This window comes from Streptococcus oralis subsp. oralis, assembly GCF_002096435.1.
Lineage (GTDB): Bacteria > Bacillota > Bacilli > Lactobacillales > Streptococcaceae > Streptococcus > Streptococcus oralis_AA.
Genome location: NZ_NCUI01000024.1, coordinates 504433 through 530275 on the forward strand (window position 1 = coordinate 504433; position 25843 = coordinate 530275).

34 protein-coding genes and 2 pseudogenes are annotated in these 25843 nt (G+C 39.4%); 11 read left to right on the forward strand and 25 right to left on the reverse strand.

Features of this window, described 5'->3' with window-relative positions; genetic code table 11:
- Nucleotides 1–4 precede the first annotated feature (4 nt).
- The 7 genes from B7723_RS05990 to B7723_RS06020 form a co-directional block, all read right to left on the reverse strand.
- Entirely contained in the window at nt 5–814 is an 810-nt protein-coding gene (locus B7723_RS05990; RefSeq protein ID WP_084849568.1) for a purine-nucleoside phosphorylase, read from the reverse strand.
- Nucleotides 811–1371 carry a DUF1697 domain-containing protein gene (locus B7723_RS05995; protein ID WP_084849567.1) on the reverse strand — a complete coding sequence of 187 codons (561 nt, stop codon included), beginning with the start codon at nt 1369–1371 and terminating at the stop codon, nt 811–813. The genes B7723_RS05990 and B7723_RS05995 overlap by 4 nt, the downstream gene beginning before the upstream one ends.
- A 1-nt stretch (nt 1372) precedes the next feature.
- Nucleotides 1373–2584: a phosphopentomutase gene (locus B7723_RS06000; RefSeq protein WP_084849566.1), complete on the reverse strand. Its 1212-nt coding sequence runs from the start codon at nt 2582–2584 to the stop codon at nt 1373–1375.
- A gap of 23 nt (nt 2585–2607) precedes the next feature.
- Entirely contained in the window at nt 2608–3291 is a 684-nt protein-coding gene (rpiA, locus tag B7723_RS06005; RefSeq protein WP_049505712.1) for a ribose-5-phosphate isomerase RpiA, read from the reverse strand.
- A 105-nt stretch (nt 3292–3396) separates the two neighbouring features.
- Nucleotides 3397–4326, reverse strand: coding sequence for a peptidase U32 family protein (locus B7723_RS06010; protein ID WP_084849565.1), 930 nt, complete (start codon nt 4324–4326; stop codon nt 3397–3399).
- A 125-nt stretch (nt 4327–4451) separates the two neighbouring features.
- Nucleotides 4452–5132 (reverse strand): ABC transporter ATP-binding protein, encoded by a 681-nt coding sequence (locus B7723_RS06015; protein WP_084849564.1) that lies wholly within the window; start codon nt 5130–5132, stop codon nt 4452–4454.
- 13 nt (nt 5133–5145) lie between these two features.
- A complete protein-coding gene (locus B7723_RS06020) occupies nt 5146–6201 on the reverse strand; it encodes an ABC transporter permease (protein WP_084849563.1) in 1056 nt (351 codons plus the stop codon).
- A gap of 383 nt (nt 6202–6584) precedes the next feature.
- On the opposite strand from B7723_RS06020, the gene B7723_RS06025 reads away from it, so the two are divergent.
- Nucleotides 6585–6869 (forward strand): DUF3270 domain-containing protein, encoded by a 285-nt coding sequence (locus B7723_RS06025; RefSeq protein WP_001276161.1) that lies wholly within the window; start codon nt 6585–6587, stop codon nt 6867–6869.
- Between the two features lie 64 nt (nt 6870–6933).
- On the opposite strand, the gene B7723_RS06030 is transcribed toward B7723_RS06025, so the two are convergent.
- From B7723_RS06030 to B7723_RS06090, 13 genes and pseudogenes are all read right to left on the reverse strand, one after another.
- Nucleotides 6934–8271 (reverse strand): sensor histidine kinase, encoded by a 1338-nt coding sequence (locus B7723_RS06030; RefSeq protein WP_042768396.1) that lies wholly within the window; start codon nt 8269–8271, stop codon nt 6934–6936.
- Nucleotides 8261–8935, reverse strand: a complete 675-nt coding sequence (gene ciaR / locus B7723_RS06035; RefSeq protein ID WP_000590630.1) for a two-component system response regulator CiaR — start codon at nt 8933–8935, stop codon at nt 8261–8263. Before ciaR ends, B7723_RS06030 begins: the two co-directional genes overlap by 11 nt.
- A 130-nt stretch (nt 8936–9065) precedes the next feature.
- Nucleotides 9066–9407, reverse strand: coding sequence for a hypothetical protein (locus tag B7723_RS06040; RefSeq protein ID WP_049505708.1), 342 nt, complete (start codon nt 9405–9407; stop codon nt 9066–9068).
- 161 nt (nt 9408–9568) lie between these two features.
- Complete coding sequence (locus B7723_RS06045) at nt 9569–10372, reverse strand: SDR family NAD(P)-dependent oxidoreductase (protein ID WP_000502736.1); 804 nt, start codon at nt 10370–10372, stop codon at nt 9569–9571.
- Nucleotides 10373–10386: 14 nt separating this feature from the next.
- Nucleotides 10387–10713: a DMT family transporter gene (locus B7723_RS06050; protein WP_009013481.1), complete on the reverse strand. Its 327-nt coding sequence runs from the start codon at nt 10711–10713 to the stop codon at nt 10387–10389.
- A 50-nt stretch (nt 10714–10763) separates the two neighbouring features.
- The gene (locus B7723_RS06055) at nt 10764–11048 is read right to left on the reverse strand and encodes a helix-turn-helix domain-containing protein (protein ID WP_049505707.1); all 285 of its coding nucleotides are present in this window, start codon (nt 11046–11048) and stop codon (nt 10764–10766) included.
- 181 nt (nt 11049–11229) lie between these two features.
- On the reverse strand, nt 11230–13770 hold the full coding sequence (locus B7723_RS06060; protein ID WP_084849562.1) for a M1 family metallopeptidase: 2541 nt from the start codon (nt 13768–13770) through the stop codon (nt 11230–11232).
- A 120-nt stretch (nt 13771–13890) separates the two neighbouring features.
- Nucleotides 13891–14331, reverse strand: a complete 441-nt coding sequence (locus tag B7723_RS06065) for an ASCH domain-containing protein (protein WP_142357995.1) — start codon at nt 14329–14331, stop codon at nt 13891–13893.
- A gap of 29 nt (nt 14332–14360) precedes the next feature.
- Nucleotides 14361–14513 (reverse strand): annotated as a pseudogene (locus B7723_RS06070) (putative PEP-binding protein); the annotation flags it as partial.
- Nucleotides 14491–14992, reverse strand: a pseudogene (locus tag B7723_RS06075) (NUDIX hydrolase). The pseudogenes B7723_RS06070 and B7723_RS06075, both read right to left, overlap by 23 nt.
- Before the next feature lie 10 nt (nt 14993–15002).
- Nucleotides 15003–15701 (reverse strand): 3-oxoacyl-ACP reductase, encoded by a 699-nt coding sequence (locus B7723_RS06080; RefSeq protein ID WP_084849560.1) that lies wholly within the window; start codon nt 15699–15701, stop codon nt 15003–15005.
- Nucleotides 15694–15930 (reverse strand): DUF2829 domain-containing protein, encoded by a 237-nt coding sequence (locus tag B7723_RS06085; protein ID WP_000141913.1) that lies wholly within the window; start codon nt 15928–15930, stop codon nt 15694–15696. Before B7723_RS06085 ends, B7723_RS06080 begins: the two co-directional genes overlap by 8 nt.
- 95 nt (nt 15931–16025) lie before the next feature.
- A complete protein-coding gene (locus B7723_RS06090) occupies nt 16026–17171 on the reverse strand; it encodes a tyrosine-type recombinase/integrase (protein WP_084849559.1) in 1146 nt (381 codons plus the stop codon).
- A 306-nt stretch (nt 17172–17477) separates the two neighbouring features.
- Between B7723_RS06090 and B7723_RS06095 the strand changes: the two genes are divergently transcribed.
- On the forward strand, nt 17478–17666 hold the full coding sequence (locus tag B7723_RS06095) for a hypothetical protein (RefSeq protein WP_000241531.1): 189 nt from the start codon (nt 17478–17480) through the stop codon (nt 17664–17666).
- A 4-nt stretch (nt 17667–17670) separates the two neighbouring features.
- On the opposite strand, the gene B7723_RS06100 is transcribed toward B7723_RS06095, so the two are convergent.
- The 3 genes from B7723_RS06100 to B7723_RS06110 are packed head-to-tail and all read right to left on the reverse strand — an operon-like array spanning nt 17671 to nt 19358.
- Nucleotides 17671–18264 (reverse strand): TIR domain-containing protein, encoded by a 594-nt coding sequence (locus B7723_RS06100; RefSeq protein WP_001272713.1) that lies wholly within the window; start codon nt 18262–18264, stop codon nt 17671–17673.
- Nucleotides 18261–18695: a DUF4231 domain-containing protein gene (locus B7723_RS06105; RefSeq protein WP_000433043.1), complete on the reverse strand. Its 435-nt coding sequence runs from the start codon at nt 18693–18695 to the stop codon at nt 18261–18263. Before B7723_RS06105 ends, B7723_RS06100 begins: the two co-directional genes overlap by 4 nt.
- Before the next feature lie 33 nt (nt 18696–18728).
- Complete coding sequence (locus B7723_RS06110; RefSeq protein ID WP_000997837.1) at nt 18729–19358, reverse strand: helix-turn-helix domain-containing protein; 630 nt, start codon at nt 19356–19358, stop codon at nt 18729–18731.
- 151 nt (nt 19359–19509) lie between these two features.
- On the opposite strand from B7723_RS06110, the gene B7723_RS06115 reads away from it, so the two are divergent.
- Both B7723_RS06115 and B7723_RS06120 read left to right on the forward strand, forming a co-directional pair.
- Nucleotides 19510–19716, forward strand: a complete 207-nt coding sequence (locus B7723_RS06115; RefSeq protein ID WP_000277811.1) for a helix-turn-helix transcriptional regulator — start codon at nt 19510–19512, stop codon at nt 19714–19716.
- A gap of 62 nt (nt 19717–19778) precedes the next feature.
- The gene (locus B7723_RS06120; RefSeq protein ID WP_000424680.1) at nt 19779–20408 is read left to right on the forward strand and encodes a Rha family transcriptional regulator; all 630 of its coding nucleotides are present in this window, start codon (nt 19779–19781) and stop codon (nt 20406–20408) included.
- 389 nt (nt 20409–20797) lie between these two features.
- Here B7723_RS06120 and B7723_RS06125 read toward each other — a convergent pair whose 3' ends face one another.
- Both B7723_RS06125 and B7723_RS06130 read right to left on the reverse strand, forming a co-directional pair.
- On the reverse strand, nt 20798–21787 hold the full coding sequence (locus B7723_RS06125) for a DUF3644 domain-containing protein (protein WP_084849558.1): 990 nt from the start codon (nt 21785–21787) through the stop codon (nt 20798–20800).
- 43 nt (nt 21788–21830) lie between these two features.
- A complete protein-coding gene (locus tag B7723_RS06130; protein ID WP_084849557.1) occupies nt 21831–22409 on the reverse strand; it encodes a helix-turn-helix domain-containing protein in 579 nt (192 codons plus the stop codon).
- Between the two features lie 163 nt (nt 22410–22572).
- On the opposite strand from B7723_RS06130, the gene B7723_RS06135 reads away from it, so the two are divergent.
- From B7723_RS06135 to B7723_RS06165, 7 genes are all read left to right on the forward strand, one after another.
- Entirely contained in the window at nt 22573–22770 is a 198-nt protein-coding gene (locus tag B7723_RS06135; RefSeq protein WP_084849556.1) for a helix-turn-helix domain-containing protein, read from the forward strand.
- Nucleotides 22771–22784: 14 nt separating this feature from the next.
- Complete coding sequence (locus tag B7723_RS06140) at nt 22785–23411, forward strand: Rha family transcriptional regulator (protein ID WP_084849555.1); 627 nt, start codon at nt 22785–22787, stop codon at nt 23409–23411.
- Between the two features lie 312 nt (nt 23412–23723).
- Nucleotides 23724–24155 (forward strand): hypothetical protein, encoded by a 432-nt coding sequence (locus B7723_RS06145; protein ID WP_002883262.1) that lies wholly within the window; start codon nt 23724–23726, stop codon nt 24153–24155.
- On the forward strand, nt 24152–24367 hold the full coding sequence (locus B7723_RS06150) for a hypothetical protein (RefSeq protein WP_001003771.1): 216 nt from the start codon (nt 24152–24154) through the stop codon (nt 24365–24367). Before B7723_RS06145 ends, B7723_RS06150 begins: the two co-directional genes overlap by 4 nt.
- Complete coding sequence (locus tag B7723_RS06155) at nt 24364–24711, forward strand: hypothetical protein (RefSeq protein WP_000059975.1); 348 nt, start codon at nt 24364–24366, stop codon at nt 24709–24711. The genes B7723_RS06150 and B7723_RS06155 overlap by 4 nt, the downstream gene beginning before the upstream one ends.
- Nucleotides 24699–24971: a MerR family transcriptional regulator gene (locus tag B7723_RS06160; RefSeq protein WP_000492118.1), complete on the forward strand. Its 273-nt coding sequence runs from the start codon at nt 24699–24701 to the stop codon at nt 24969–24971. The genes B7723_RS06155 and B7723_RS06160 overlap by 13 nt, the downstream gene beginning before the upstream one ends.
- Nucleotides 24968–25828: a primase alpha helix C-terminal domain-containing protein gene (locus B7723_RS06165; protein WP_000158195.1), complete on the forward strand. Its 861-nt coding sequence runs from the start codon at nt 24968–24970 to the stop codon at nt 25826–25828. Before B7723_RS06160 ends, B7723_RS06165 begins: the two co-directional genes overlap by 4 nt.
- Nucleotides 25829–25843: the final 15 nt, after the last annotated feature.

Below are 25843 nucleotides of genomic sequence, written 5' to 3' on the forward strand. Positions count from 1 at the left end.
GACATTACAATTCAGCAATAATAGCTTTAAGCAAGCCTTTGAAGTCGCCTTTAACACGCTCTGTCACTTCCACAACTTCTTCGTGGTTGAGTTCTTCTTGGAAACCAGCAGCGTGGTTAGTGATACATGAAATTCCTAGAACTTTCAAGCCTGAGTGGGCTGCCACAATAACTTCAGGAACAGTGGACATACCAACTGCATCTGCTCCCAATGTCTTATAGGCACGAATCTCTGCAGGTGTTTCATAAGTCGGACCAGTAACACCGATATAGACACCTTCATCAAGCTTGATACCGAGTTTTTTAGCCACTTCATGGGCAGTAGCACGATATTCTGGAGTGTAGGCTTTAGACATATCTGGGAAACGTGGACCAAAGTCATCCAAGTTTTCGCCCATCAATGGATTTTGACCCGTCATGTTGATATGGTCTGAGATAGCCATCAAGGTACCAGGACCGAAACCAATACCACCAGCTGCATTGGTTACAATGACACCTTCACATCCGAGAACTTTCATCACACGTACTGGGAAAGTCACGACTTCAAGAGGATTTCCCTCATAGAAATGGAAACGACCTTGAAGAGCCAAGACCTTGCGGCCTGCAAGTTCACCATATACCAATTTCCCAGCGTGTCCGACTACTGTAGAGCGGCCCCAGTTTGGAATGTCTGTATAATCTACTACAACTGGATTTTCGATTTCTTCTGCCAATTCTCCAAGTCCTGATCCAAGGATTAGACCGAACTCAGGCGCTAGTATTCCCTTGTCTTTCAGGAAAGCAGCTGTTTCCTTGATCTTATCTAAAAATGTCATTGTGTGTCTCCTTTATTATTTTTTAGCATTTGACCGATTTTGTCAAAGGTTTTTGCATTGCGAATGGTGATGTGGCGATAAAAAGGCATCTTGAGCAAGTACTTGTGATAGGCAGTTGCATAGTAAGATTCTTCAGAGATCTTCCCCCAGAAAATCCCAAGTCTTCCAAAATGAACCACTTCATCTTTCAGTTCCAAACTTTCAACTGTCTCAATGACTTGAGCCACATCCAAGCCCTCCGTGTAGAAGAGCACATCCTTTCGTGCCAAATCTTTGGTCCACCATTCAGGCAGATTCTTCAGCTCTGCTTCATAGTCTTCATGACTCAGCAAAGAAAAGCTCTGTATAAATGGATAATGGACTTCAAAGAAAGTCTCTAACTTTTCAACCAATTGGGCTTTGTCATCTGTCGAAGTAAAGAAAATATTGCCACTGTTGATGTAGGTTTCAACTTTTTCCAGTCCCAACTCTGTCAGTTCTTGACGAAGTTGCGCCATAACAACCTTATTCTTGCCACCGACATTAATTCCCCTTACCAGTAAAGCATAGCGTTTCATCTTATACCAATTTATCTAAGAAACTTTCCCCAATCATGGCAGTTTCAACACCAAAGTTATCCGCAACTGTTGCTGAGATATCTGCAAAATGCCCAACTGGAATGACACCATTTCCTTTAAAGGCAGGGCTGTAAGCTAAAAGTGGAATATATTCACGAGTGTGGTCTGTTCCTGCATAGGTTGGGTCATTTCCATGGTCAGCAGTAATCAAAAGAAGGTCGTTCTCTCTCATGGCTGCGATAATTTCAGGCAAGCGTTCATCAAACTCATGCAAGCAATCACGGTAACCATGAGCATTGCGGCGGTGGCCGTAAAGGGCATCAAAATCAACCAAGTTTGTGAATGAGAATCCTTTTTCAAACTCAGCAAGGCCCATGGTCTTCAACAGTGTATCAATTCCGTGGCTGTTTGACTTGTTGTGGCCCATGTCATGATTGATACCAGCTCCGTTAAAGATATCGTTGATTTTACCAACAGCGTACGTATCGATACCTGCTTCGTTCAATTTATCCAAAACAGTCGGTGCAAATGGAGATACAGCCAAGTCACGACGGTTAGCTGTACGAGTGAAGTTACCTGGTTCACCTACATATGGACGGGCAATGATACGACCTAGAAGGGCAGGACGCTCAAGGGTAATCGAACGCGCGTATTCACAGATACGGTACAATTCATCCAAAGGAATGATGTCTTCGTGGGCAGCAATCTGCAAAACAGGATCTGCTGAAGTATAGATAATCAACTCCCCAGTTTCCATCTGGTGTGGTCCAAAATCATCGATAACAGCTGTTCCTGAGTAAGGTTTGTTGGCTTCACGAATGACCTTGCGTCCTGAAAATTCTTCGATTTTTGTCAAGATTTCTTCTGGGAATCCGTTCCAGAAAGTATCGAAAGGCTCGGTAATGTTGAGTCCCATGATTTCCCAGTGTCCAGTCATAGTATCCTTACCAAGAGATACTTCTTCCAATTTTGTCACATATCCTGTTGGGTTGCTTTCAGCTGGTACAGTCTTAAGAGGCGCTTCGCGAGGAATATTTCCTAGACCGATTTTAGCCATGTTTGGCACATTCAAACCAACTGTTTTTGAAATGTGTCCAAGTGTGTCAGAAGCTCCGTCTGGAACCCCTGCATTGACAAAGTTATTGGCATCTGGCGCAGCACCGATTCCCACAGAATCCAGTACCACCAAGTGAATACGATTAAATTTTGACATAGTCTGTCTCCTTATTATGTTGATTAGTTTGCTTTTGTTGAAGTTAAAATCTGAACACCATCTCGTCCCGCTACGATGACCTTATCCACCATTTGGTTGAACAAGCCATGCTCTACGACACCAACGACATGGTCCAATTCTTGCCCGAAGGCAATTGGATCTTCAATGACATCCAAGGCTAAGTCAATGATAAAGTTCTGCATATCGGTCACAAAACGTTGGCCGTCTTTTTCACGGAAACTTGGTTTATAGCCAGCTCTCTCAAACCGACGAAAGACCTGTTCTGCGCCATACTGAACGACTTCTACTGGCAATTTAAAAGCACCTAGTTTTTCTACCAGTTTGCTTTCATCTACCACCCAAATGTATTCTTTTGAGGGCGTTGCGACAACCTTCTCCATCAGAAGGGCACCACCACCGCCTTTGATCCCGTTAAACTGGCTATCTACTTCATCCGCTCCATCGACTGTCACATCGACAAAGTCCACTTGGTCAATCGACTTGAGCGGGATGTTAAGACCTTCAGCCTGTTTACTAGTAACACTGGAAGTCGTCACAGCAGTAATCTGCAAACCTTCTTCCTTAATCCGACGACCGATTTCTTCTACGAAATAGTAGGCAGTAGAACCAGTTCCAAGTCCGACTACCATGCCATCCTTGACAAACTCAGCAGCCTTGATACCTGCCATCTTTTTCAGATTCTCCACTTAAACACCTCCATTAAAGAGCTACTTTTATTATAACATGTATCCGTTTTTATTTCATGAATACACTTGAAAAACCCGAACATTTTTATTTCGGGTTTTGGTGTCCTATTTAACCATATCAGGATCGTAATCATAGAATCCTGTGTCGAGGAAACGGTTTTTAGGGTGTAACTTGCGCACTTCCTCATCTAACAAGAAAGCTTGGTCATGGCTGAAATTCCCCTCTTGGATCAAGCTACGCGCTTGAATAAAGAGTTTAGCAATTTCCACAAAATTCTGACCAGGTGTGTAGAGACCCTCTATCTTCCAGTGAGTGAAACCATGCTCCACCAATTCTGTCAATTTGGTCATCAAATCAAGGTCATTGTTGGCAAAGATGTGGGTACCATGATTATCTTCAAAGATAGAGTAATGGCTCTCAGGGTCACTCGGTTCTGCTAAGAAGAGATCACGTTTACGTGTCTTTTCATCATCGATGTGCGTGAAGTTATAGTAGTTTTGCAAGAGCGGACGCTTAGAATGGTGAATGACACTAGCCCCATAAACCAATACTTCAGCAGGAATTTCCAAAATCTCAGGCATCTTGAAGAGTTCAGCAGATGGAATTTCACGCGCCAAAACCGCCTCAGATGCGCCAGCCTTTTGACCCCAGAAGTTAATTTGACGACTACTTGTTACCATGGTTGAAGCATCGTAGATAGTCTTGAAGGAATAGCCATCACGATTGACCACGTAAAAGACACCTGCATCCCCAACAGTAATATAGTCTGTCTTGATTTCTTCCAAGAAGTCTAGGAAAGGCTTGATACGGTCCATCATATCTTGGTGCATGAGTGCATTAACCGCAACAATCAATTCCTTGCCTGCTTCATGAACCAACTTAGCGATGGTGCGCAACTCTTCATAACTAAAGGTTGTTGGCAGACGAAGGCCAAAATCTTTCTCACCAACATAGATACGGTCTACGCCAGCTTCGAGTAACTGTTCAACTTGTTCAATACTTTCAGCAGTTGCTGTAATGATAATCTTTTCCATAAGGAAAATTATACCACATTTCTCAAAAATCAGCTATGGGTACTGAGAGTTTCATAAAAAGTTAAACTTGTTTCTATCTTTTCCAATCAAAAAAGTGAACAGTAACTTGTACCATTCACTCTATTTTATGCATGTGTTTCTTCAACTAGGTGGCCATCGTTCATGACATAAATACGATCAACCTTATCAAGAAGACGAGTATCGTGCGTAATCATAACAACTCCTCTACCTTGTTCATGGGCAATGGCAGCCAACATCTCCGTTACTTGGTAAGCACGCTCGGTATCTAGACTGGCTGTCGGCTCATCTGCAAGCACAATGCTTGGATTGTTATAGAGCGCTCTAGCAATGGCCGCACGTTGACGTTCACCACCCGATAGAGACTTGGGATAATGATCTTTTACTTTTTCCAAATCCAACAACTCAAAGAGATCTTTTCGGTCACTTTTACTATTTTCCCCCTTATCCAGTCTGTCAATCAAATCCAGCTGTTCCTTGACCGTTAGAAAAGGAATTAAGTTTGAAGCCTGGAGAATGAAACCAAACTCTCTAAAACGGAGATCTGTTTTTTCCTTCTCCGTCAAACTGCCTGTTTCCTTCCCCTTGACTAGAATCTTTCCACTCGATGCTTCCTGTAGTTGTCCTAGAGTTGTTAGAAAGGTCGTCTTTCCGGAACCTGAAGGCCCAACGATAGCTACGAACTCTCCCGCCTTTAGCCGAAAATTCGTCTCATGCAGGGCTACGACTTTCATCTTTCCTTCCCCGTAGGTTTTTGTCACTTGATTCATTTCTATCAATGTTGTCATACTATTCTCCTTATCACTCTGCAATCGCAGTAATCGGGTCCACCTTTAGCAAGCGTGGAAGTGAAATGACACCACCTAGAAGGGCCATCAAGCAAATTACCAAGCTTAGGACAGAGTAGGCTATCCAACTTGGATAGAAAAAGAAGGTAGCTGGTAAGACTAAAATGACTCCTCCGATTGCTAGCAAGGCTAAAGCAATCCCCATACCAGCTAGGAGGAAGATTTGACAGAATAGAGACCATACAATGGTTTTGATCTGTATTCCCTGAGCTCGCATTATTCCATAAAGTCCTAGTTTTTGGATAGTAATGATATAAACAAAAATCCCCACAATCAAGCCAGTGATAACAATCATAGCAAGAATCATCCCTGAAAATACATTAACCTGAGGTGTGTAACCAGGAATTTTCGAAATCATTTTTGGAATGGAAATCTGTTTCAGTCCGTCTCCAGACACTTCTATGTCATTTTTCAATACCAAGGCAGAGATGGAACGATTGGCTTTCAAGGTTCCTTGTAAGGTCCAATAATTTGTCAGACTCGTAAAGACAACAGGCTCAGTGAAAAATTTATTTCCTTGAGTCAAGCCTACAATCTTGTAGCTTGTCTCGCTTCCATTGAGCTGAATGGCATCACCTAGCTTCATCCCATAGTTCTCAAAAGACTGATCCACGACAACCTCATCATCCCCTTCAGGATAACGACCCTCCGTCAAACTAGGAGAGATAAAAGAGTCCCAGTCTTGAGCAAAAATGGAAACATTGACCTTTTCACTACCATCGACTAGATTGGTTACAGCGAACATATAGCCCAATGGAGCAGCCTCTTTAGAACTCTTATCTTTGTAGTCCTTTTCAGGGATAAAAGATGCTGTCAAATTATCATTTGCGTAGTCGGATAAAACAACACCCGTCGCTTGCCAGTTATCAATAGCTGCTCGGTTGTTTCGCACAAGACCGAGAGCTAGACTAGTCATAAAAAAGACCATAAAAGCGATAAGAAAAATGGTAGTTAGAATCAAACTATATCGAAGTTTATTTCGTAATATCTCTTTGATAGCAAGATACATGCTTATCTCCTTTTACTTTTCCCAGAGGTAGCAAGAATGCCACCCAGTCCAATAGACAGAATCTCTGTCCTTCCATCCATTCAAAACAACTCCTATCAATACTCTTCAAAAGTATCCAGGTAGCAACTCAACAAATCATCTTAGGAAAAGCCTCAGCTTGCTATCAATTTATATAAGTTATCCTTTCCTTTCTCAGTATATTTATAATAGAGAAAGTTAGGTCATCTGTTTTAAGTGTAACATCCATGCTACCATTTTCCCTTGTAGGTGTCAAGAGAGCGACTTAGAGGATGATAAGAGACTTTAGTAGTTTTGTAACAATCCTGTAATAATTCTCTGCATAAAAAATGATAAAATAGTTATGTACTGTTAAGGAGAGAATCATGTCCGCAAGAAAACTAGAAGCTTATGAGTTTGAACAAGCTCCCGAATCGAAACAAACTCCGCTTTACCAAGATTACACACCAGAAGCCCCAGTCGGCCCTAACCTAAAAGAGATTTTATTTTTTGTAAATATCGCTTGTTTCTGTATTTTTATGGCACTGTTTAGTTTTATCTTTTTAGCCTTAAAATTAAATACAGCTTTGTCCTTTATCGCTGCTATGGCAACAAGCTTCGCACTTTTACAACTTCAACGAAAGATAATGAAACGAAAATTTTCAAAATAAAGGTTGGTACTTCTACCAACCTCTTTTCTAGTTATCAAAAAAGACAGTTATATAACTGTCTTTTTTATTTATTCTTACGTTTTGAAGGAGATTGAATAGCGATCTTAACTTCAAAAATTGTTCCTCTAGGTTTGTTATCTTTTACGCTAATCGTTCCTCGTAAGGCATCTACGATCTGCTTGGCCAAAGATAGTCCAAGACCAAAGCCACCTTTCTGACGGGTTCTTGCCTTGTCTACACGGTAAAATCGGTCAAAGATTTTCTTCTTGTCAGCAGCTGAGATTCCAATTCCATTATCCGTTACTGTAAGATAGAGGTGGCGATCTGTAGCATGAACTACAAACTCAATTTTCCCATCTTCTTCAGTATACTTGATGGCATTGTCAAATAAGATGGTCATGAGCTGTTTGAGGAGCAACTGATCGGTCATGAAAGGACGATAAATCCGATTTTCATACTCAAAAATACGATCATTTTCAGAAGCAATCAACTCATAGTTAGCAAAGGTTGTTTTAAAGAACTGTGGTGATACTTCTGCTATTTCTGGTTTAATTCCATCATCGCGACGTGCAAGGTTGAGAAGATTGGTCGTGAGGAAGCGCATGTTGCGAACTTCTTCAAGACTCGAAGCGATACTTTCGCTGGATTCCATAATCGTTGCCTCTGGTTTTCGAAAGAGATTTTCTAAACGATTTTGTAAAACGGCCAAAGGCGTTCTCAGTTCGTGACTGGCATTTTCAACAAAGGACTTCTGCTTTTGCATGCTTTCCAGCAAGGGTTTGACACTGACACGTGCCAAGTAAACACTGGCAATTAAAGACAGGAGCCAGAAACTAGCCATGACTACAACAATTAAATGCTCGTGGTTTTGGCTGATTTGCTCGAGCTGGCTGGTATTGATTAAAACCGCCGCATATTTGACGTTACTTGAGACAGAAGATGAGTTGGTTTCCATCAAAATCATCCGATAGGTTTCTTCCTGACCGTAGCTATTGACAACTTGGATTTGGCGAATGTGATTCAACTCCTTTTTGTCCAGCTTGATCTTGTCCAAACCTAAAAAACGATTGCCCAGTAAGAGCTGATTAAAATCCTTGTCAAAGAGCAAGACTTCCGTATTGGAGCTGACATTGGGCTTGATTTCAGCCTTGTTGGCATCCGCTGTTGCTGGTTGAATATCCTTGACTTCCTCAGTTGCCCGATTCAGGGCCAACTGGATAACCGCTTGGGGACTACTACTAAGGGCTTGGAGTTTTTCATCTACAGAAGTGTAGAGACTCGAGTGCATGACCTGGAGGATAATCAAGGTCATAGCAGAGAAGATCAGGGTGAACACTCCAAAGTTTCGAATGAAATAGCTGAAATCATCCGCATACCATGTTTTTTTTAGTTTATTGAACATCTTTTAAAATATACCCGACACTACGCAAGGTTTGAAGATTTTCAGCAAAGGCTGTTCCCTTCAATTTCTTACGAACTTTTGAGACATAGACTTCTACAACGGAAATCGTCGTATCGCTATCAAATCCCCATAGACGATCAAAAATTTGCGTCTTGGGAAGAATAACATTTTGATTTTGAAGGAAGTAAACCAATAACTCAAACTCTTTTCCGAGTAGTTCCACAGGAGTATCTTCCACCTTCACTTCATTCGTTGAAAGGTTGACGACAATATCTCCATAGGTCAAGGTGTTTTCGTTAAACTTACCTGAACGTTTGAGAAGGGCTTGGATCCGCATTTTGAGTTCTTCTAGGTAGAAAGGCTTGGTGAGGTAGTCATCCGCTCCCAACTCAAAACCATGTCCCTTGTCATCCAAACTTTCCTTAGCTGTCATGATAAGGACTGGTGTCGTAATTCCTTTTTCGCGCAGCTCTTTCAAGACTTGGAAGCCATTTTTTTCAGGCAACATCAAGTCAAGCAAAATCAAGTCATAAACGCCACTTTCAGCTTCGTAGAGACCTTCTTCTCCATCAAAAACCTGCATGACATCTGCAAAATCATCTAAAAAGTCAAATACTGAGTTTGACAACCCTAAGTCGTCTTCTACTAGTAAAATCTTAATCATCTTGTTCTCCTCCTGCTATAAGATACTAATCAGCTTCATCTAAGGTTATTATAAAATAAAGAATTTTTGTATCATTTTTTGGATCTTAGTATAATTCTTTAATTATTATATCATGGCTTTAACAAATGGATTAAGATTTTGTAGTGTTTTCTTCATTATTTTGGTTAGAATTGATATCCTTGGCCTTCGTACTTCCATCTGCATTGGCTGGTTTCTTCTTAGAATTGCTACCGCCTTCTTGATTATTATTTCCTTGCGGCGGCTGTCCACCGTGACTTTGCATATTATTGCCATCTTGATTATCTTGCTGGGTTTTCGATGTTTGAACGGTCGACTGCTGATTTGTTGATTTTTGAGTCAAAGAACCGAATATATAACCACCAAGCAAGCCGACCACTAAAGAACCACTTGCTACTACTGATAGCCTCCACTTGGTGCTTTTTTCTACAACAATCATTTTCTCTTTATTCATTCTATATTTTTCTTTCTTTCTGCTTTAAGTTTCTGTGAAAAAATGAAGAAGCTCTACTTCATAAATTCACCACATCCTTTCTTTAGGCTACATACATCTTAATTATTTTTTCTTAAAGAATACTAAAAGATGAGAAAATTCTTAGAAAAATAATAGAAAATTTATCCAAAATATTTTTTTAAAATACGACCGTATCGTCTCAGTAAAAGATAATCCGCTATTGCTGGGGATAGAAGGTTTAATGTTGTAAAAATCTTTGTACCTTGTCCCATCAAAATCACTCTTTTACGAGATTTTATACCTTTAAGTAAAGCTTGGGTTACTTGATTTGTACTTGATATAGAGATCCCCATTTCTCTCCAAACTGGATGATAAGGCTTTTCTGATGGTGTGTCTGCTGCATTGGGGCAAAAATAAGTTATATGCATCTTTTTCTGCTCCTGTATTAATTCTCGGTTCATTGATTCGATAAAAGAAAAAAGTCCGGCGCGGCTCGCCACATCTACACTATAATAGGGGAAGGCCAGCCTACCATCTGCAAAACCTCCTGAATGCACAATGGTTGCTCCTTTTTGATTTTTTAACAAAGGTAAAAAATGTTTGCTGACAAGGATAGCCCCTATTAGGTTAATCGTCATAGTTTGATTGATCTCCTCCTCAGAGTGAGATAATAAAGATTTTCGTACATCAAATCCCGTTGCATTAATAACAATATCTATATTACCCGACCACTTTTGAACTTCAGACACTGCAACTTTAATAGAAGTTTCATTCGTTATATCTACTGAGCAAATCGGAATCTTGGAAGCAATATTCTCAGAAAAACTGGCTAATTTATTCATATTGCGACCTAAAAGAAATAAATGAGCACCTGCTTGAAAAAAAGCTTGTGTATAGGCTTGTCCCAAATTTCCACTGGCACCAATAATAACGACTCTTTTATTCTTAAAATAATTGTCACCCATAACATACTACCTCATTAGTGAACCTTTTGTGATAGGTTTAATATAACAAGCCCCACAATAACTAAAGCAATTCCCAAGAGACTTGCGAACGTTACTTTTTCATGAAAAAGCAAAATAGATAGCACAGTTGTTCCAACCAAACCAACACCAGACCAAATAGCATAGACTAGATTTAGTTGTATGCCTTTCAAAGACAAAGATAGAAAGAAAAAACACAAGCCATACAAAACTAAAGCAAGAATCCCAAAAAGCATTTTCGAAAAACCTTGCGACAGTTTTAACAGACTTGTGGCAGCTATTTCAGATACAATAGCAAGAGTTAAATAAACGTAAGACATCATTGTCCTCCTAGAATCAATAGAATTGAAAAGCTAGTCGGAAAACAATTGATTTAGCGATGAGTGGAAGCGAAGCAGGTCCAAAGTGTACAAGCATTAGCTAAAATCATAGACTTGATCTTTGAATTCTTGTAAACAGGAATCTTTTTTCGTCCACATAACTCATCTAAAGAGATCTGATAAAAATCAGCTAAGCGAATCAAACTATGACTATCTATAATTGTTTTATCATTTTCCCAATTTGAGATAGTTTGACGAGTCGTCCCCAGACATTCTGCTATTTGATTCTGACTGTAGCCATTTTGTTCTCTAAATAATTTTAATTGTTTTCCTAACATCTGCATTTCCTCTTTATATTATTCTTTTCTTCACGAATTGGCTAGACGAAATTCTTTAACATCCTATACAATTCTAGGTAAAATTTCTTTGACATTGCTATTATAACACGATTTTCAGGATGGACACTTTATACTGACTTCCAAAAAACAGCAGATTGCAAGATCCGCTGTTTTTTATCTATTACTTACTTGCTTTCAAAACCTTTTCTACTGCTGCTTTTTCACGCTTAATCAAATCAACACGCGCTGCGATATCCTTGATCCCCATGCGAATGTTACGGCTAAGAGCAAGGTCAGAGAGTTGTGGCTCAAAGAATTCCTTGTACTCTGCCAAGCGTTGCTCTGTCTTAAATACATGGGCAGGTAGGATAACAAAGCTATCAAAGCTCATATCCCCACCAAGAGCTGCCTTGATCCACTCCCAGTTTTCACGCGCCCATACCCAAACAGTTTCTTGAGTTGTTTGATGATCTAGGAACTGGTAATACCAAGCAGACAAGTCTTGTGGTTTCACAACAAACTTATCCTTCCACGAACTAATCAAGGTTTGGATATTGTCAGCATCTGTACTGTAGGCTAGAGCAGCTGCCAACTGGCGTTTGAAAACAGCATCTGTGGCATGAGTGTAGAGGTCCAGATAAGTTGCGACCAAGTCCTTGGTCTCATGGTGTTTCATCTCATTGATGAGAACTTGTGCACGGATGGCTGCTGGAAGTCCTGCAAGGTTCTCCTTATGAGCTGCAAAGATTTGGCTAGCGACTTGACTAGCTTCTGCATCATTGGAGCGAATCATCATGGAAATGGTCAACTGACGAACCAATTCATCCTCATCTGATTCTCCATCTTTGGCTTCAAAGCCAAGACGGTCATAGTTGTGACGAGCCAATTTAGCAACCAGTGATTTGAAGGCTGTTTCAGCATCTGTTCCTTCATCAATAAAGCGCTCAAGGGCAGAAATCACTTGAGAAACAGCTGAAACGACAAGGTAAGATTCTTCCTTAGCAAGTTTATCAAGGACTGGGAGCAAGTCTGCATAAGAAATGTGCCCTGCTTCAGCCAACAAACGACGTTCTTGAACGATTTGTAGTTTGCTTGTATTATCAAGTGTTTCTAGCTCAGCAAGAACAGCTTCTAACAAGTCTCCTTGATAGTCGGTAATGTAGTGGGCAGTATTTTCAGTGTTGAGACGAAGGGCTCCTTTATTTTCAGCAAGAAGAGCGGCGTAGCCAGGGATTTCGATACTTTCAGTTTCGAGTGTATCTGGCAAACCTTTCCAGTTGCTGTTCAGTGGCACCACCCAGAGGCGGTTCTTGTCTTCGTGCTCACCGATAAAGAATTGTTTTTGCGAAATCTTCAAGACATCATTTTCAACTTTGACAGTGAGAACTGGATAACCAGGTTGCTCCAACCAAGAATCCATGAAGGCTGCAACATCACGACCTGATGCTTGACCAAGGGCATTCCATAGGTCACGACCAATGGTATTTCCATATTGGTGCTTTTCAAAGTAAGCATGCAAACCTTTAGCAAAATCAGCATCGCCGAGCCAACGACGAAGCATATGCATGAGACGGCTTCCTTTGGCATAGACGATAGCTCCGTCAAAGAGGGTATTGATTTCGTCTGGGTGTTTAACTTCGACGTGGACAGACTGAACGCCATCAGTCGCATCACGTTTAAGTGCTCCCGGCACACCACCTGTTTGGAAGTCTTCAAAAATATTCCAAGTTGGCTCGATGACATCGACACAGACATATTCCATCATGTTAGCGAAGCTTTCATTGAGCCAGAGGTCATCCCACCATTTCATAGTCACAAGGTTTCCAAACCATTGGTGAGCCAACTCATGTGCTACAACTAGGGCAACTTGTTGACGGCTAGCAAAGGTTGAGTTCTCATCCACAACCAAGTAAACTTCACGGTAGGTCACAAGACCCCAGTTTTCCATAGCACCTGCTGAGAAGTCAGGAAGGGCGATATGGAGAGATTGAGGAATTGGGTACTTAACTCCGTAGTAATCTTCGTAAAACTCGATTGAGCGAACGGCGATGTCTAGTGAGAAATCAAGGTTAGATAGGGGATGAGCTTTGGTTGAGTAGACACCTACGAGGGTACCATTTTTAGTTTTAGCGGTCACCCCTTGCAAATCACCTGCAACAAAAGCTAATAAGTAAGAAGACATGCGAGGTGTTGTCTCAAACTTCCAGATGCCTGTTTCCTTGCGTTTTTCCACATCAATTTCTGGCATGTTTGACAAGGCCACTTCACCTTCTGCCTGGTCAAAACGAAGGGCGAGGTCAAAAGTAGCCTTGGCTTCAGGCTCATCCACACATGGGAAGGCTTCACGCGCAAAATGGCTTTCAAACTGAGTAGACAAGACTTCCTTCTTGATACCATCAACTGTGTAGTAAGAAGGGTAAATCCCTGTCATATTGTCTGTGATTTTTCCTGAAAAGGCGATGACCAATTCAACTTGACCAGCCTCAGCCAATTCGACATGAAGGGCTTCATTTTCATGATCAACTGTAAATGGATGAGCTTGACCCGCAACTTCTACAGAAGTGATTTCCAAGTCTTTTTGGTGAAGGGAAATACGGTCACTCTGTGCCTGACCAGTAATGGTCACCTTCCCAGAAAAGGTCTTGGTCTCACGACTCAAGTCTAAAAATAAATCATAATGTTCAGGAACAAATTGCGTAATAAAATGTTCAACTGCTTGCATAGTTTTCTCCTATTCTAAGTTTAAGAGTTTTACTCTTCTTCAAACAAACTTATTATATCATGTTTTGCTTTAGAAAAAAGGATTGGACGGTAATTTCCAAAACTTTCTTCCTTCTGCAGTCTAGAGTGGGTAGACCTTGCGAAATTCTTCCAAAACAACCTTGCTGTCAGGGGTAAAAGTCAGTCCGGCTTCCCTCATCCACTCGGTGAAAAAGTCCTCATGAACCTGACGCCAATAGGCTAAAGATTTGTCTCCCTCCCCTTCCTTGTAGGCATGGTCTGCAGAAACTTGATTGAAAGGCTGAACGGAAACCTTGGTAATTTCGACAATGCAGACAGCCTGATCTTGACTGTCTAAAATAACATCGAAGGTCCCTTCTTGCGGAAGAGGTTCATCCTCTATTGCGTAGAGGTCGTAGGCCGAGGCAGTTGCTGTCTTTTCGCCTTTTAAAACCAAATCTGCCAAGAGATCTGCTTCCACTCCAAAAGCCCAGGCATCTATCTCATCTCCGATAGAGGGGTTGATTTGCTTGTAGTCATTCCACATTTCTTGCGGTGTCATGAGTTGCTCCTTTGTAATTTTTTACTTACTTCTTTTATAAATTGCTGACAACTTGCTAATAGGATGTTTTGATTAAGCTCTCTCAGTAAGTATTCTCCACGAATCATACCAACATGATGTAATAATTGAGGGTAAACTTTTTCAACAATTCGTTCGCCACTAAGGGCAAGTTGGTTTCTCATCATTCACCTTCCAATTCATATACAAGGTCTTGTCCAGTTCTGGAAATCCTAATAATTCAGACTTAACCTTCAAGACTAATGGCGATGCGTTTTCTTCTGTGATTTCTTGAATATCCTTCCAAATATATCCATGTGAGTCATTAGCACCATCAGAAACAGCTTCAGAAATCGTAACTTGAGGTTCCTCCTCGTTAATCTCAATATCATAAAAGGCCATGATATGATGTACGGCAAAGTTTTGCCCATTTTCTTGAACCTAGCACATCATAGATTCTAGGGTTTGAATAATCGCTAAGCGTATACCCCGTCTCTTCCATAACTTCCCTCTTGAGAGTTTCTGTCAACCCCTCACCTAGTTCCTGACTCCCACCAGGTAAATCATAACGATGTTGATAAGGGCCTCTCGTTTTTTCAATGCAGAGAAGTCTACCTTCTTGAAGACAGACTCCGTATACACCAAAATGATGTTTGATTTCCATCCTACTCCTCCTACTTCAAAGACCAGCCACCATCCACTGTCAGGATTTGTCCTTGCATGGCGGATACGTGACCGCTAGCTAGGAATATGCTGACTTCTGCAATTTCACTTGGCTCAATCCAGCGTTTGATGGGTGTCTCGCTAGCCACCCAATCTGCCAATCCACCTGGCTCAAAGTCAGCTGCAGTCATTCCAGTCTTGACTGCACCTGGAGCAATACCAAAGACCTGAATCCCAGCTTCAGCATAGTCTAGAGCCAACTGCTTGGTAAATCCAGCCAAGGCATGCTTAGAGGAAGTATAGGCGTGTCCACCTCCACCAGCTAGACTTGAGGCAATGGAACACATATTGATTATGATTCCTTTTTTATTTTCCAACATTTGTGTCAAATAATACCGAGTCAACTCAACAGGAGTCATATAGTTAATTTCAAAAATCTCTTGGATTTCCTGCGCTGATTGTCCCAAAAGGGGTTTGTAATCATCCAATACTCCCGCAGTATTACACAAAACATCCACATAAGGGCACCAGTCAAAAATAGGCTCCAAGTCCAAGATCAAATCTCTCTGTAAAAAGTGAAAATCACCCTCCAAGAATGGATTTTCACCTTGGTCAACTCCATATACTTGATATCCCTTCTCTAAAAAGAGGCGGGCTTGAGCCAGACCAATCCCTGAACTTACTCCCGTAATCAATACACGTCTAGTCATGCACTTCTACCCAATCCGTCGCCAAAACATCACAAGGTGTCGGACTCCACATGGAAAAACCTTCCCCTTCTCCTGACACGTTGATGAGGAAATAAGGCGTCACTTCAAGTGCAACCCCGTTTTGCTCGATAGTGTCAAAAAGCTGCACATAGTTTTCAGCCCCTCCCCAACCAGTTCGTACATATTTTTTCTTAGCCTTTAATCCAGGCAAGATTTCTTCAAAAGTCATGTTTTTCTCCTTTGTTGTTTATAAACGTTGATTTAATAGGCTTTTTAGCCAGCCTATGAGTTCTAAAATATAAATTTGTTCACCTTTTTGTGGACTTACAAGCTATTCATAGCTTTTTCAAAATATGAAACCGCCTCTTTTTCTTTATTCGCAGATAGGTGGCTGTATATATCCATGGTCATAGCTAAAGTAGCATGACCTAAACGATATTGTAATTCTTTATAGCTGATACCAGCATTTAGCAATAAACTAGCGTGAGTATGGCGGAAAGCGTGAAAAGTAAAGCGAGGGATAGAAATCTCATTACAGCGTCTATCTAAAGCCTCTTGTCTGGTTGCCAGGTTCTGGTACTCTCTCGTAGGTGTTGCAAACACCACAGACGAAACACGCGCCCCGGACTCCAAATATAATTGGCGTTGTCTATTCTGGTAAAGACGTAACATGTTGACCGTTTTCTTGTCTATGCTGATTGTCCTAACTCCAGCTTTACTTTTTGGTGTACCTATTAACTTTAATAATCTACTGTAATTCTTGTTAATGCTTATAGTTCCATTCTCAAAATCGATATCCGACCATTCCAGGGCTACTACTTCACCGAAACGACAACCAGTAGCAAGTAAGACACTATACAGAACATAATCAAAATAATATCTATATTTCTTAAACGCCAGTTTTTCCATATGGAGCAACAAAGCCTTTAAGTCATCTGAAGCTATGAACTTGATTGCTTTATTCTCACGTTTAGGCTTTTTAGGGAGAATAATATCCCTAGCTGGATTGAATGGCAAGAGCTGGAGAGATACCCCATACTGTAAGACACGCCTATTTATTGAATGAACCACGGCATAGTGAACTAGCTGAGTCGATAAATCGTTAATAAAGCTTTGTATATAGCTAACAGATAGCTTGGTCAGTTTGAGAGTACCAAAGACAGGTATAAGATGATTGTACAGCATTCTCTTAGTGTCTAAAAAAGTCTGAGGTTTTACTGTAAGCTGGTAGCTGTCTAGCCATAGATCAGCTAACTCTTGATAATTCTTTACAGGTACTACTTTTGTCACTGTACAACCGTTTGATATAAAATCATCTTGCGCGTGCTTTGCTTTCTGCTTGACCTCTTTTCTTGTCCTACCCGTTACACTTGTTTTGGCTTTCTTTCCTGTTACCTTGTCAACTCCTAGATATACATTAGCTCGGTATACCATTGTACCGTTTTTCTTTTTGACTTCAGTTATTTGCATGTTTTAAACCTTTCTAAAAAACATCAGCAGGCAAGCTATTATTAAAAAGGTTTTAGATTGTTGTTTAAATCATGCTAGGGCTTCACCTTTTGCCCTATATTTGATTTTAGGAAGTCAGACGGTAAAATTGTGCCAGAGTAGGAAATAAGGCGGATATGGGGCTAATATAGCGTTGAACTCCGAGCGAAAATGAAGAAATTGCAAAATCAAAATTTAAGCCCCATACTAATTGAGATTCTCAGTTGTTCCCATTTTGGAAATACTGATTTTTATGCTATAATAATGAAAAACTCAGGAGGAGAAAGCATGGTTAAAGTTCGTAAGCTTCCTGTAATAGTAGATGCTATTCAAATTGATACAGAAATGTATATCGACACTTTAGAAGGAGTCATGAAGGCTTCTCCGGGAGATTGGATTGTCACAGGCGTAGATGGTGAAAAATATCCTGTTAAACCAGATATTTTTGAGAAAACTTATGAAATTATTCGAGGTTAGATCTTTAAGGTCTAACCTTTATTTTTTTGACAATATCAGACGACCTTTTATCAAAAGCTTGATCAATATATCTATTTGGGTTCTTTTTAAAATCATCCCATTTAACTAATATACAATACCGATCTTCTTCGCTCCATGCATGTTTGTCGTTGTCAAGAGGGAGATAAAAATTATAACTAAACTCTTTAACAGTAGTGTCTTCATTTATTTTGACTACATCATGATTTTTAAAACAAGTAAAACACGCCTGTTCTCCTCTATAAATACGATCATACATCGAAGGTAAAACTACTCCTAAAAGTCCATTTCTTTTACCTGCTGAAGTATTCGATAGCGAGGCTTGCAATTCTCTTTTGATGTAATTTTGATTTTGGCAATAGTTATTCTCGGAACTTTCGGAACCGATAAGATGAATAGTAACTGTAGAATCTTTTAGATAATCTTCTCGTATTCTTCGCATGATGTAGTCTTCATCTTGCGAATCAATCGGTTCGTTTAGAGACTTGTCAATCATATCCACGTCTAAATTTTCCTGTATATATTTTTTGAACTCCATATCATGAGTTTTAAAAGATATAAAACATTTATGCGCGCTCATTGTTTTTCCTTTCGTTGAATAGTGTCCGTTTGCAAGTTAGCCCAATTTATATTTTCGCTAGAGATAATAGTTTCACAACGTTCAACAAGCAAGGCGAAGCCATCTTTTTCGTTTTTATAAACCCCCGTACCTGTTAAAAACATATATTTTTCATGTTTTAAAGATTCGGTTGTTCTACGGTAATCAATCCAATTATCATGATGCTTCGATATAGATATAAAACTTTCACAAAGCAACATTGAACCAGCAAATACAGCAGACCAAAGTTCAAATTTTATTGGCTTGCAAATTGCTAATAGAGGAATTAAGAATCCCATCAGCACTTCTGTATACTTTAAAATTTTAAACCATTTTTGATGGTGTTGACTTTTTGTGTCATACCAATCAATTTGATTATCCAGTCTAGATTTTAGATATTCAGCAGGTTCCATCTATTTTCCTTTCTATATACTGAAGTTAGGAAACTAATCATCTTTTCTTATTTTTCTAGATTTTTCCTTAAGATTAGAAATGATATCAGAAGCCCATTCACCGGTTTCAAGGTACTTTTTGATTTTATATGCATAACTGTTTAAAAATGCTATCTGCATTTCTAAATCCATTAATTCTGTACCAGTAGATCCTTCTAAATAAGTTGATAATCCATCCACTGTTTTCTCAAAATAATCTTGCAAGTCTTCAAGACTTTCCAAAGGTTTAGAGGTGTTTTTTTGGAACAAATAGATATTAACTATATCTTCTATACCAAAATTTAAGAAGAAAGCCTTGTCAACAACTGCTTGAGTTCTTTGTAAGGCTGGTTTATCAATAGAGGCACCATTAAAAATTTTTTTAAAAAGTTCTTCTACAGCTTCCCAGTTATAATGACTTCCTCCGCGTTCCCCATGTAATAATTGACTTACAGTCATATCTCCAATCTTGGCTATAGACTTTAGACGCTCAGGATTCGGGATAGAAAGCCCGTTTTCCCATCGAGAAACTAGACCTTTTCCTGCTCCAAAGAGCTTCCCGAACTCCTCTAAAGTCATCCCTTTTTCTTGCCGTATGGATTTTATACGAGATCCAATTACTTTTTTATCTTCAATATCATTCATTAATCAAAGCCTCCTGTTTGCTTCAGACATATTGTATCAAACAGAAAGCTAAAAATCCACAAAATGTTTTAAAAAGTTATACAAAAGTGTTGACATTCAATTTGAAATAGACTAAAATTGGTTGCATAAGGTTATAAGAAAGGAGATTGTTATGTACAAACCTAATAAGGTCAGAGGTTATCGCAACATGTTAGGAATGACCCAAAAACAAATGGGTGAAGCACTTGGAATTAGCAAGCAAAGTTATATGAACAAGGAAAAAGGATATGTGACTTTTAAAGATTCTGAAAAACTAGTTTTTAAAAATCTACTGTTATCATTGTTCCCCGACATAAAACTTGAAGATATATTTTTTTAGAAAGAAGGTTATATAATGTTGCATGCTACCTTTGGTTTAGCTCTAAAGAAAGGATCAAAAACATGGAACTAGTCTACATGGACGGCAAGAAAGAGCCGTATACTACAAGCGAGATCATCGCCGAATGTGCTGAGGTTACTCATCACACAATACAAGAACTTTTAAGAAAGCATAAAGCTGATTTTGAAAGCTACGGAATTATCGCATTTGAAATGCGTAAATTAGATGGGCGAGGGCGACCAATGAAAATCTATCGCCTAAATGAACAACAGGCAACCTTGCTGATCACTTATCTAAAGAATACCGAACCTGTACGGCGGTTCAAAATGAACCTAGTCAAAGCATTCTTTGAAATGCGTGAGGAACTTTCTAAGTTTCGTATGCAGAGGGCGTTAGAAAAGCCAAAAAGAAAAACGCTGCATGACAGTATTGAGAACTGGGAACAAGCACCAAAGCACGCGCATAGCACCATGAACAATCTGCTACTAAAGGCAGTAACTGACAGGAACGCTAAACAGTTAATGGCGGAACGTGGGGGCTATAACGGTATTGATAGCTTGACCAGTGAGGAGCTGGAACAGTACCAGGCATTTGAGGACATGGTAATAGCCATGATTGGCTTGAATATGAGTTATCAGGAAATCAAGTCCCTGGTATTCAGAAATAAAAAACCACGCACTAAATGCGCGTGATTGCAACAAAAAAGGCTTACCGAGACCAATCAGCAAAGCCTTTCACACTAACACTAAAACGAATTTAACAAAGCAGGCAAGCTATTATTAAAAAGGTTTTAGAATGTGGTTTAAATCATGCTAGGGCTTTACAGATTGCCCTGTATCCAGGTTTAACAAGTTAGATAGGTAAATTATATGCTTAATTGTTAAGTGGTAAAAACACTTATTTTACAGTGTTTTTTGAGAGTTTTTTCTAAAGTTAGTTTACCAGTTAGCTAACAAAACACTTTACATTTCCCACGCGCGTGGTATAATAGAATTAACAAGATAACTTGCGAAGGATTAACGTTGTGTTCCCAAAGGGGAGTAAGTCGATGGACGAGAATTCACATATGCCTGGGGTTATCTTATTTTTTTTGTCTTTTTTTCAAGTTTTCTACGAACGTTTCAGGATTTCGTTCGATTTCCTCAATTATAAAATCGCAGAGGATTTGAGAGTAGCCGTATCGATTACCAATTTTATAATGGTAGCAATAACGTTGATTTGTCTTGATATCATAAAATGTATTAAAAAGTTGTAAGTCGTTTGTTGTAAACGTCTTTTTTTGTTTTTCTCCACCGACTATTTTTGTTAATAGAATCCCTTTTGATTTAAGATGTCTATTAACAATTTTAATAACTTCCCTAGTAGTTAATGGATAGATAGCATTTGGATCTTTAATTTCTCTAACTATACCTATACTCGTTTCCGCAGTATTATCAAGTTTAACAAATAAATCAGCATCTTGTTTTCGCTTAGTGATATAAAATCGAGTTTCAACAGGTACAGCATAGTCAGAATTATTAGTAGATATTTCATTTTCAATTTTATCTTGCTCGGCGAGTATACGTTCGGCCATTTTAGGAGAGTACTTGGCTCGGATTTCTTCTTGATTAAGTTGGTCGATGCGGACTGATAAAGTCAAGAAATTTTGTGCAATTTGTTTTGTGATATCCTCATTGTGAAACTCTTGCATTTTAGAAATATAATTAGAAACACATGCTTGAAATAATGGGGCATAGATATGTTCATAATCTTCTGTTATGAAGTGGGTACTAGTATTCCTAAGTTCTATAATTCGAATTAGATTTTTTCGTAATGATCCATGTTTATCTGGAAATACTGTCTCAACTGCATTTTCTAATGATATCGTTCTATCCTTACTATCCTTAAAATATATTGATTCTTCACCATTATTATTAATGATATAAGCCTTTAGCATTAATTCCCAGGCGTTACAGATAAAAAAACTAAAACCCTCAATTCTGTACTTAATTGTAGGTTTGTTATATATTTCAAGCCCCATAATAAAAGCCTCGACACTTTTATTAACTAATCTTTTACTTAAATCTTCCATACGTTTCCTTTCTTAAAATGTTTTCTATATTGTGGTGCGTGGGTTAGAAAGTAGGAGACAAAAGAGTACCTAAATGAATTGTTTCCTCCAAGGAACTAGGCTCTATATCAAAAGTGCTTTGGATATACTCACGAACAATTTCTGCGAAATCATTTTGAAACTGTATTGGCCAGTTGAATACTGTATCACTGAATCCATCATTATCTTTGGAAATTTTAAATTGTATATTTGAGCACTTGAAAAAACTTTGAGGGTTGACAAAACAACTTCCTTGATATTCAATGGTCAACTTTTTTCCTAAATGAAAAATGGTGATTATTAAAAAAACAGGCTCCTCCCAACCTTCAAAAGCAAATTGCATTTCTTCTTCTAACTCAGATAAGGAGTCGTAATTATCAAATCCCGCTTTCATAGAAATTTCGAACGGAATATAATCAAAAAAATCAGCAGGAGATACCATTAAGTAGTTACATAACTTGTCAACGGTCGAGATATTTATTTTATCGGTTTTATTGTTTGAAATTTTTGATATTGTTGAGCGTGCAATCCCTGTATCATTGAATAATTGTGTAGCGGTTATTCCTCTATCTATCATTAATTTAGCAAGATTATTTCTAAGCATGTTTCTTTCCTCCTTGAAAATATTTTAGCCTATACGCTAAATTTTTTCAAGTTTTTTTATTATTTTACTTGACACGATAAAAATATAGTGTATAATAAGAGACATAATTTTAGCGTTAACGCTTCAATTTTTACAAAATAAGACAAAAAGGAGGGCTGAAGATATGCAAAATAATTTTCGAGTTCTTTTGGCAAAGCAACGCAAAAAAGTTTCAGACGTCTATAATGCTACAGGTATTTCAAAAAGCACACTCACAGCTTTATACTACGAGCGTACCAAAAACCCTGAAGCTGAAACTTTGCTGAAAATTGCTGATTATCTGGGCGTAACTTTAGATGAACTACTAACACCAGAAGGGTAAGAAAGGAGAAACTAATGGAACTAGTCTACATGGACGGTAAGAAAGAGCCGTATACACTGAGCAGTATTGTGGCTGAATGTGCAGAAGTTAAACACAGACATTTAAAGATTTTGCTGAATAAGCACCGAGAGGACTTTGAAAGCTTCGGAAAGGTGCAATTTAAAATTTCACCTTCAGAAAGTGGGCAAAATGTACGGGACTATATTTTGAATGAGCAGCAAGCAACATTGCTGATCACTTACTTACGAAATACAGAACCCGTCAAGGAATTTAAGAAAAACCTAGTCAAAGCCTTCTTTGAAATGCGTGAGGAACTTTCTAAGTTTCGTATGCAGAGGGCGCTAGAAAAGCCAAAAAGAAAAACGCTGCATGACAGTATTGAGAACTGGGAACAAGCACCAAAGCACGCGCATAGCACCATGAACAACTTGCTACTGAAGGCAGTAACCGACAGGAACGCGAAGCAGTTAAGGGAAGAACGTGGGGGCTATAATGGCATCGATAGCTTGACCAGTGACGAGCTGGAGCAATACCAGGCATTTGAGGACATGGTCATAGCCATGATTGGCTTGAATATGAGTTATCAGGAAATCAAAGCTATGGTATTCAGAAATAAAAAAACACGCCTAGAAAGCGCGTGATCGCAACAAAAAAGGCTTACCGAGACCAATCAGCAAAGCCTTTCACACTAACACTAAAACGAATTTAACAACGCAGGCAAGCTATTATTAAAAGGGTTTTAGTAAAGATTTATAATTAGATTATAGCATATCTAGGACATTTTGACCATACGGAGAGCGCTAACTCTTAAAACTGGTACTTTCTCACGCTTTCAATTTGGCGACTCTGAGCGTGAGGATATGAGCAATTACAGGAAAGACATTAAAAAGCTGTCGAAACAGGAACAAGCCCATCAGGGCAATTACACAAATATAGAAACAGAGGTAAAAAACATGGATACATACTTTGGAGATTTTGAAAAAGAGCTGGGACTTGTAGAGGAAAAGCTAGATATTTTATCAGAGTGGCATTTATCCAAGAAACACCATGGAGCAACAGAAATTGCTGAAGATTGTAGATCAGCAATCAGTCAGTTATGGATTCAGTTTTACAAATTATCTGAAGCATATAAAAAGCAAGAGGCAAGCCATGAGGTTTTCTTTAATAGGAATGTTGAGAACCTACTTGGAGAATTAAAAAAATATGACGATGAATGCACAGAAAGGCATGGTGAAGCTCCTGACTGGTTGCTATTCAGTTTCTTAGATCAAGCAATAAAAGAAAACAATTTAAGTAATGGGATCAATCACACAACTGCTTCAACTTGGACGTATTTACGTAGTTTAGTAGTTGCTGATCTACGAAAAAGAGGGCTATTGAAATGAACGAGCTAGATTTAACCAATACACAGGCGGTTATCTTTTCCGTGGTACTGATTGGCTTACTACTTTATCTAAACCACCGAGACCGCAAAAAAAGCGCTCAAATTGAGCGAGAAAGCAAACAGACGATAGAAATACCTAGCGAGGATTTAAACCCTGAATATGGGCGATATATCCAGCTTGCAGGGGTAGACGTATGGGGAGGAATTGAATGAGTCTAACAATGAATGACAAGCGAGTATTAAGACTAATTAAGGTAGGGGCTGAGAACTCCATAACAGGGGCAGAAATCAGCCTAATCACCAAACTAGCAGAAAGAACCGTCCAGGATATTATCAGCCGTCTGATCACGCGCTACGGTGTTCCTATCATCGGGGTACGTCACGGAGCTTTCAGAGGCTACTTTATCCCAGCTAACAAAGAGGAGTTACTGGACGGAGCAAAGGCATTCTATAACCAGGTACAAGAGGAACAGAAGCGCCTAACCGTCCTTTTAAATGCCGATTTAGAGAGTTACAAGCAACTGCTGAAGGGAGCTGATGAACAATGTTCAGTTTAAGCAAAGAAAGTGAAAACAGTCTAAAACGTGGCATCTTAAAACTGGTAGAAAACTTTCTAAAAGACTATTTAAAGCCTAAACAACGTATAACAGGGCTAATGACACCTAAACAACTCAAGGAAGAGTTAGAGATAGATTACAACACCTTAAAACGTTGGGAACGCGCTGGGCTAAAAAGGTGCACTCCTCCTATCGAGGATACACGCAAAGTCTTTTATAGAATCGATGATATTCTAATATTTCTAGGAGCTGAAAGATGACAATTTACGAGGCTAGAGGCTTTCAGGGTAATCTTGTCTATCCATTTGATAAGATTGAGCCATTCCAGTATATTGAACGCTTTAAGCCTTTTGTAGTCCCTGAAGGGGCAAACATTGAAGAATTTAAGCGTACACAAGCGCCTTACTGTATCAGCGGGAAAGTGACACCAGAAAAGAATGGCAGTTACAAGCGAAACAACTCCAGTCTAATCTATCGGGATTTGATTTTTCTTGATTATGACGATATACAGGGAACGTCTGAGGACTTCATAGAAGCCGTTTCTAGCGCCTTGTTTGGCTACTCCTACATCTTGTACCCGACTATCAAACATAGCATAGAAAAGCCCCGTTTTCGCCTTGTGGTGAAGCCTGACAACGTGATGAATGAGGCAACCTATAAGCAGGTAGTGAAGGAGATTGCTGACAAGATAGGACTACCCTTTGACATGGCCAGTCTAAACTGGTCACAACTCCAGGGGCTACCAATCACAACAGGAGACCCAGCAAGTTATCAAAAAATTGTCGAGCATGGCCTAGATTATCCAGTCCCCAAGGTTGAACCAAGAGCGAAGCAAGAAACTACTGAGCTTTACAAACCTAGAGCAAGTGGCCAGAGGTCAATGACTATGAGGATCATTGACACGCTTTTTAATGGTTTTGGAGACGAGGGAGGGCGTAACGTGGCACTCACGCGCTTTGTGGGGCTACTCTTTAACAAGTGGGTTGATTGTGACCTAGAGACCGCCTACGAGCTGACAAAACTAGCCAATAGCGTAACTGCTAACCCCCTGCCAGAGAAGGAGCTAGATAGGACTTTTGAAAGCATAGCACGGGCAGAATACAGAAAGAGAGGGTAGAACCATAGAAAAGGA